This is a genomic window from Mycolicibacter sinensis, from assembly GCF_001667375.1.
Lineage (GTDB): Bacteria > Actinomycetota > Actinomycetes > Mycobacteriales > Mycobacteriaceae > Mycobacterium > Mycobacterium sinense_A.
The window spans coordinates 24,923-31,849 of the sequence record NZ_LZIN01000017.1; the positions used below are offsets into that span (position 1 = coordinate 24,923).

The 6,927-nt window shown below is 69.7% G+C and carries 6 protein-coding genes; 2 read left to right on the top strand and 4 right to left on the bottom strand.

The window, feature by feature from the left end; translation table 11 throughout:
* Positions 1-5 precede the first annotated feature (5 nt).
* The 4 genes from A5771_RS03325 to A5771_RS03340 form a co-directional block, all read right to left on the bottom strand.
* On the bottom strand, positions 6-350 hold the full coding sequence (locus tag A5771_RS03325; RefSeq protein WP_064853779.1) for a DUF732 domain-containing protein: 345 nt from the start codon (positions 348-350) through the stop codon (positions 6-8).
* A complete protein-coding gene (locus tag A5771_RS03330; RefSeq protein WP_064853788.1) occupies positions 347-1,645 on the bottom strand; it encodes a PPE family protein in 1,299 nt (432 codons plus the stop codon). The genes A5771_RS03325 and A5771_RS03330 overlap by 4 nt, the downstream gene beginning before the upstream one ends.
* The gene (locus A5771_RS03335; protein WP_064853780.1) at positions 1,645-2,904 is read right to left on the bottom strand and encodes a PPE family protein; all 1,260 of its coding nucleotides are present in this window, start codon (positions 2,902-2,904) and stop codon (positions 1,645-1,647) included. The genes A5771_RS03330 and A5771_RS03335 overlap by 1 nt, the downstream gene beginning before the upstream one ends.
* 196 nt (positions 2,905-3,100) lie before the next feature.
* Positions 3,101-3,718 carry a TetR/AcrR family transcriptional regulator gene (locus A5771_RS03340; RefSeq protein ID WP_234782925.1) on the bottom strand — a complete coding sequence of 206 codons (618 nt, stop codon included), beginning with the start codon at positions 3,716-3,718 and terminating at the stop codon, positions 3,101-3,103.
* A 123-nt stretch (positions 3,719-3,841) separates the two neighbouring features.
* On the opposite strand from A5771_RS03340, the gene A5771_RS03345 reads away from it, so the two are divergent.
* Together A5771_RS03345 and A5771_RS03350 are read left to right on the top strand one after the other, a co-directional pair.
* Entirely contained in the window at positions 3,842-4,288 is a 447-nt protein-coding gene (locus A5771_RS03345; RefSeq protein WP_064853782.1) for an MmpS family transport accessory protein, read from the top strand.
* Positions 4,285-6,927, top strand: a 2,643-nt coding sequence (locus A5771_RS03350; protein ID WP_064853783.1) for an RND family transporter, incomplete at its 3' end; no start/stop codon positions are given. The genes A5771_RS03345 and A5771_RS03350, both read left to right, overlap by 4 nt.

Sequence of the window (6,927 nt, forward strand, 5' to 3'; positions counted from 1 at the left end):
GACCGTCACTTCTTGATCAGCTGGTGCGGGCAATAGGTGTGCGCCGCGATGGCGGCGAACTGCGCCGCGCCGTCGGTGGTGAACCCCGGATTGTTGGCCTTCAAATCGGTGATCACCTGCAACGCGGGTTCGCCCCGGTCAACCAGGCCGCAGACCGCGCGGGCGGCCTCGATCGCCTGACTGGTGCTGCTGTAGGTGATCCCGGCCGCGCGCAGCGACTCCAGGAAGGCCGCATTGTGGACCGCGCCGGCATCCTCGGGCTGGCTGCCCGGTTCGGGGTCGGCGTTCCCGGGAGCGGCCCCGGCCAGGCCGAGGCCGGCCGCAACGGCCAGCGCCAGTAGCGGTCTCACGGGAGTGCTGTCGTCGCTGCGACGGAGCCGGCGGCCCCGGCCTCCTTGGCGGCTTTTTTCAGGTGCACCGCGTGGAAACCGGGCTTCTTCGACAGTTCCTCGAGGAGGTCATCCAGTCCGGCCTCGTCGATCTGCCAATGCTGGACCGTGTCCTTCTGCTTCTGCAACTGGGCGATGACGCGGTCGAGCTGAACCGGGGCCTGTCCTTTACCGCCTTTGCCGGCGGACCCGCGGATATTGGCGCCGTTGATCAGCTGCGAGCCGGGAGCGCCCAGCGCGCCGCCGGTCAGGGCGCCCAACGCGGCGGGGTTGAGCAGCCCGCCCACACCGGCCATCGGTGCCACGCCGGCACCGGCCGCCGGCAGTGCGGTGGCGGCCAGCCGGATGGCGGGCGTTGCGGTGGCCCAGCCCTGGGGCACCGACAGCGCCCCGACCGACGGTGCGGTGCCCACGCCGGCCGTCACCGGCCGGACGACGCCTCCGGAAGCCGGCTTTGGCCCGCCGCCCAATCCTGCGCCGAGTGCGTTCATCCCGCTTCCGCCCAGCCCGGCCCCCAGCGCCGACTTGGGGACCTCGGCCAGCAACGACTGCGGCTTGTAGAACGTCTTCAACTGCACCATGCCGAAGTTGGGTCCGCTGAGCACGACGTTGCCGAGGCCGCCGAACTTCATGACCCCGCCGAGCGCGCCGAACAGGCCCTCGTAGAGGCCGGCGACCTCCGACGCGTCCCCGGCCGCGGCGAGTCCCGGCCCGCTCTGGCCGGCGGCCGAATTGGTGGTCTGCGGCGGCGCGGCGAGCGGCGTCAACCGGGTGGCCGACGCCGCGGCGGCCTGGTACTGGAACATTGCCGCCGCGTCCTGCGCCCACATCTGCGCGTACTGGGTGTCGGCGGCCGCGATCGCCGCGGTGTTCTGCCCGAAGGTGTTCGACGCCAGCAGCGCGGCCCGAATGCTGCGGTTGGCCGCGATCACCGGTGGCGGCACCACGGCGGCCAGCGCGACCTCGAATGCGCTCGCCGCGGCCCCGGCCTGGACCGCAGTCTGGGTGGCCTGCGCGGCGGCGGTCGACATCCAGTCCACGAAGGGCGTCGCCGCGGCGATCATGGCGGTCGCCGAGGTCCCGATCCACGATTCGGCGATCAGGGAGGTGAGCACGGCACGGTAGGAGGCCGTCGCGGCGTGCAGTTCGGCGGCCAGCCCCTCCCACGCGGTGGCCGCGGCCAGCAGCGATTCGGAGCCTGGGCCGGCGTACATCTGCCCGGAGGTGACCTCCGGGGGGATCAGCGCGAAATCGATCACGGTGTGGCTCCGTCCTCGGGCACCGGGATGACCAGGATGGTGGCGGTGGTCAGCGCCTCGGTGTCGGGCGCCTTGTCGATCACCCGGGTGGCACCGCCGGCGACGGACTGCACCGCGGTGCCGGCGACGGCGCGACCGGCCAGGCTCGACAGCGCCATCTCGTTGAACATCGCACTCGAGGAGCCCTCGACGGCGAACGCCGAAGCGCTCGAAGCGACCGAACTGCTGGACAGCATCGCCGGCATTGCCTTGCCGGCCGGCGCCGCGGTGGACCAGCTCGCCGGCACCGACAGCGACCCGACCAGACTCGCCTGTCCGGTGCTGGCCGCCACGGTGGTGGCACCGGCCGAGAGCGGCGCCTGGTAGGAGATGTAGCCGCCCGACAGCGGCCCCAGGGCGCCGGTGATCGGGGCCGGACCGCTGAGCAGGCTGGCCACGCCGGGCGGATTCTGGGCCAAACCCACGAGCTGCCCGGCGATCAGCCAGCCGCTGCCGAGGTTGGCGAGGTGACCCAGCGGCGAGTACGGCCCCGTCAGGTCGCCCAGGAACTTGGCGATATCCCCGATGCCGGACCCGATATCACCGGGTGCCGCCTGCGCCGGAGACGCGGTGAGGTCGGTCAGCGTCCTGGGCACCGCCGACAGCAGCTGCGAGGCCCTCGACGGCGCGGCCGAGGCGGTCCGCCCCGCGGCCGCCGCGGCCGCGGGGATCAGCTGGGACGAATCGGTGGCGAGATCGGCGGCTTCCGGCGCCGGGTCGAACACGCTGAGCTGGGTCGCGGACGCGGCCGAACCCGCGTAGCCGTACATCGCGGTGGCATCTTGGGCCCACATCTCGGCGTAGAGGGCCTCGGTGGCCGCGATCGCCGGGGTGTTCTGGCCCAGCAGGTTCGTCGCCACCAGGGTCATCAGCAGGCTGCGGTTGGCCGCGATCACCGGCGGCGGAACATGTGCCGCGAACGCCGCTTCGTACGCCGCGGCCGCCGAGGACACCTGGGCGGCGGCGTGCTCGACACGGGTGGCGGTGACGCCGATCCACTCCGCATACGGGGTGACCGCCGCGACCATCGTCAGCGCGGACGGCCCGTGCCAGATACCGGCCAGATCGGCGATCACCGAGCGGTAGGCCGCGGCCGCGGTGTGCAACTCGCCGGCGAGGGCCTGCCAGGCGGAGGCAGCGGCCAACAGCGGCCCGGGCCCCGCACCGGAGTACATCAGACCGGAATGCACCTCCGGCGGAATCGCTCCAAATTCCATGTCATCCGACCTCACGTGGGGATTTTGTGACCATCAAAGTGGACAGGTGATGAATCTAGGGCGACTTGCTGGAAGGTAGCCGGGAAGAGGCTGTGAGCGCTCGTGGAGTCCGGTGTGGGGTCGATCACATCCGGAAGGGTGGCATGAGCCTCGTGCGCTCGCAACCGCTGGACGTTCGTCGGCGCAGGCAGCGAGCTCAGGCCGGTGTCCCGTCGGCGAGCAATAAGGTGGCGGCATCGACCAAAGTGCGGATCACCTCGTCGGCGCTGAAATCGCTGAGCCACAGGTTCGGTGCATCGCTGCGGTGCAGCATCGCCACGCCGTGCAAGGCGACCGACAACGCGGCCGCGACCCGGTCGGAAGCCGGGTCAGGCGCAGCGTCCGGCGGTCGCCCACGGCAGGCCAACAAGGCCCGGGTGACGGTGGCGAGCGCCTGGCGCGCGGCCGGCGGCGCTTGACCGTCCTGGGTCATCAGCGCATAGCGCAGCGGATGGCGTTGCGCGAACGACACGTAGACCCGGCAGCCGATCAGTAGGCGCTCGCGTGGATCGGTGGCCGCCTGTACCTGGTCGGCGATCTCCTCGGAGACCTGCACCCAGCTCAACTCGGCAACGGCCTCGAGCACCCGGTCGCGATCCTCGAAGTGCGCGTAGACCGATGGCGCTGCGATGTCGGCTTCTCGGGCGATGCGCCGCAGCGAGACCTCGCCCTCACTATCGGCGCCGTCGATCACCCGGGCGGCCGCCGCCAGGATCTCCTCGCGCAGCAATGCGCCGTGACCTCGTAAATTGCGCCGGCGAGTGGGACTGGGCACGTCATCATCCTAACGACCGTTAGCCATCGGGCGGCTGCGTGCTGGACAACACCGCTTGCGCGGGTGTGAGCCGCCACAAACTAACTTTACAGTCGTTTCCTTATGACCGTAAGGTTAGCCGCCATGAGCGCATTGCAAAAGCTCCGGTCGCCCCTTGAGCGGCTGTGGATCGTGCTGGTGATCGTTCCGGTCGCGGCCGTGGGCGCACTGGTCATCTACCGGTTCCACGGCGTCTTCGGCGCCGACCACTCGGCCACCGCCGCCGCCGCGGGCGGCGAGATCGTGTCGACCGTCCCGAAGTACGTGACCTACGAGATCTACGGCCCCCCACACACCTCGGGGATGGTCAGCTATGTCGACGAACGCGCTCAGCCCCGGGAGGCGACGTTCGACTCGCTGCCGTGGTCGCGGACGTTGACCACGACGCAGCCCAGCGTGTTCGCCAATGTCATGGCGCAGGGCGACAGCGACGCGCTGGGGTGCCGAATCACCGTGAACGGCGACCTGCGTGATGAGCAGCAGGGCGACGGCCACAGCGCGGCGACATTCTGCGTGGTGAAGGCCGCGTGAGCGGTCAGCACAGCCCGGGCGGCAAGGCGCCGCTCTACCCGCGGCTGGTCCGTGCCCTGGCCGTCCCGATCATCTTGTTCTGGCTCGCCGCGGCCGCGGCGACCAACCTGCTGGTGCCGCAGCTGGAGATCGTCGGCGCGCGCAACGCGGTCTCACTCTCGCCGCAGGACGCGCCGTCGGTGATGGCGATGAAGCACATCGGCGAGAAGTTCGGCGAGTTCGGTTCCGATTCGGTGCTGATGATCGTGCTGGAAAGCGATGAGCCGCTGGGCGGCCAGGACGGCGCCGCCCACCACTACTACGTGCGGCTGGTCCAGACGCTGCAGGCCGACACCGCCCACGTCGAGCACGTGCAGGACTTCTGGGGCGACCGGGTCACCTCGGCGGGCTCGCAGAGCGAGGACGGTCGGGCCGCCTACGTGCAGGTGCACCTGGCCGGCAACCAGGGCTCGGCCCAGGGCGTCGCGTCCGTCGACGCAGTGCGCGACATCGTGGAGCACTCCGATCCCCCGACCGGCCTGCGCTCCTACGTCACCGGCCAGGCCGCCTTGGTCGCCGACACCAACGAGGCCGGCGATGCCTCCATGGTGAAAATGACCGGGATCACCCTGGCCGTCATCACGGTGATGCTGCTGGTGGTCTACCGGTCGATCGCTACCACCCTGATCGGGCTGGTGGTCGTCGTCACCGAGATGAGCGTGGCCCGCGGGCTGATCGCGGTGCTGGCCAACTGGCATGTCTTCGCGATCTCCACCTTCGTGGTCAGCATCCTGACCGCCCTGGCGATCGCGGCGGGCACCGACTACTGGATCTTTTTGATCGGGCGCTACCACGAGGCCCGCGGTGCGGGCGAAGACCCCGAAACCGCCCAGCGCACAACGCTGTCCAGCGTCAGCCACGTCATCCTGGGTTCCGGGCTGACCATCGCCGGTGCGATGCTGTGCCTGCATTTCACCCGGCTGAACTACTTCAACACCCTGGCCGTGCCGTGCGCGCTGGGCATGTTCACCATCTTGGCAATGGGCCTGACCTTCGCGCCGGCGGTGCTCGCGGTCAGCGCCCGGTTCGGGCTGCTCGATCCCAAGCGGGCCACCCAGACCGGCGGCTGGCGCAAAGTCGGGACCGCCGTGGTGCGCTGGCCGGCACCGATCCTGGCCGCCGCCGCCGCGGTTGCCGCCGTGGGCGTTCTGGTACTGCCGGGCTACCAGACCAGCTACGACAACCGGCACTACATCCCCTCCGACGTGCCGTCCAACATCGGCTACGCCGCGGCGGAGAAGCACTTCAGCTCGGCGCGGATGAACCCCGACATGCTGATGGTCGAAGCCGACCACGACATGCGCAACCCGCGCGACATGCTGGTGCTGGATCGCGTCGCCCGCAACGTCTTCCGGGTTCCCGGCATCGAACGGGTGCAGAGCATCACCCGCCCGCTCGGGCCGCCGATGGAACACGGGTCGGTGCCATTCCAGATCAGTGCACAGGGCGTCACGATGCGGGAGAACCTGCAGTTCCTCAAGGCGCGCCTCGACGACACCCAGACCATGGCCGACCAACTGTCCTCGATGGTCGCGGTGATGGATCGGCTGCACGGGCTGACGGTCCAGTTGTCCGACGCCACCCACGGCACCGACCGGGCCACCCATGACATGGAAGGCACCGTGGCCGAGGTGCGCGACCGGATCGCCGACTTCGACGACCAGGTCCGGCCACTGCGCAACTATTTCTATTGGGAGCCGCACTGTTTCAACATCGGTGTGTGCAACGCGTTCCGGTCGATGTTCGACGCCACCGACGGGTTCGACAAGCTGGCCGAGAACACCACCGCGCTCGCCGATCAGCTGGACCGGGTCGACGGCATCACCCCGGAGATCGCCGCGCAGATCCAGCCGCTGATCGCCATCACCACCAACATGCGCGATCTCATGCTGACCATGCACAGCAGCTTCAGCCAGGTGGTCACCCAACTCGAGCAGATGACCGACACCGCCGCGGTGATGGGCCAGGTCTTCGACGACGCCCGCAACGACGACATGTTCTACCTGCCGCCGGAGGCCTTCGACAGCCCGGACTTTCAGCGCGGGATGGAGTTGATGATGTCCCCGGACGGCCAGGCGGCCCGCATCCTGATCACCCACGACACCGATCCGGCGACCGTCGACGGCATCTCGCACGTCGACGCCGAACTGCAGGCCGCCAAGGAGGCCGTCAAGGGCACCCCGCTGGCCAAGGCGAAGTTTTATCTGGGCGGCACCGCGGCCACCTACGCCGACATCCAGACCGGCGCGCACTACGACCTGCTGATCGCGGCGATCGCCGCCATCATCCTGATCTTCGTGGTGATGCTGCTGATCACCCGGGCGCTGGTCGCCTCGATCGTGATCGTCGGGACCGTGGTGCTGTCGCTGGCCTCCTCGTTCGGGCTGTCGGTGCTGTTGTGGCAGTACGTGTTCGGCGTCGAGTTGCAGTGGCTGGTGATCGCGATGAGCGTGATCGTGCTGCTGGCCGTCGGCTCGGACTACAACCTGCTGGTGGTGTCGCGGATGAAGGAGGAGATCGGCTCGGGGTCGGGGGCCGGCCTGAAGACCGGGCTCATCCGCGCGATGGGCGCCACCGGCAAGGTGGTCACGGCGGCCGGG

Excerpts from the sequence above, each read along its gene's own strand:
- A5771_RS03335 (WP_064853780.1), bottom strand. The coding sequence starts at position 2,904 with ATGGAATTTGGAGCGATTCCGCCGGAGGTGCATTCCGGTCTGATGTAC.
- A5771_RS03345 (WP_064853782.1), top strand. The coding sequence starts at position 3,842 with ATGAGCGCATTGCAAAAGCTCCGGTCGCCCCTTGAGCGGCTGTGGATC.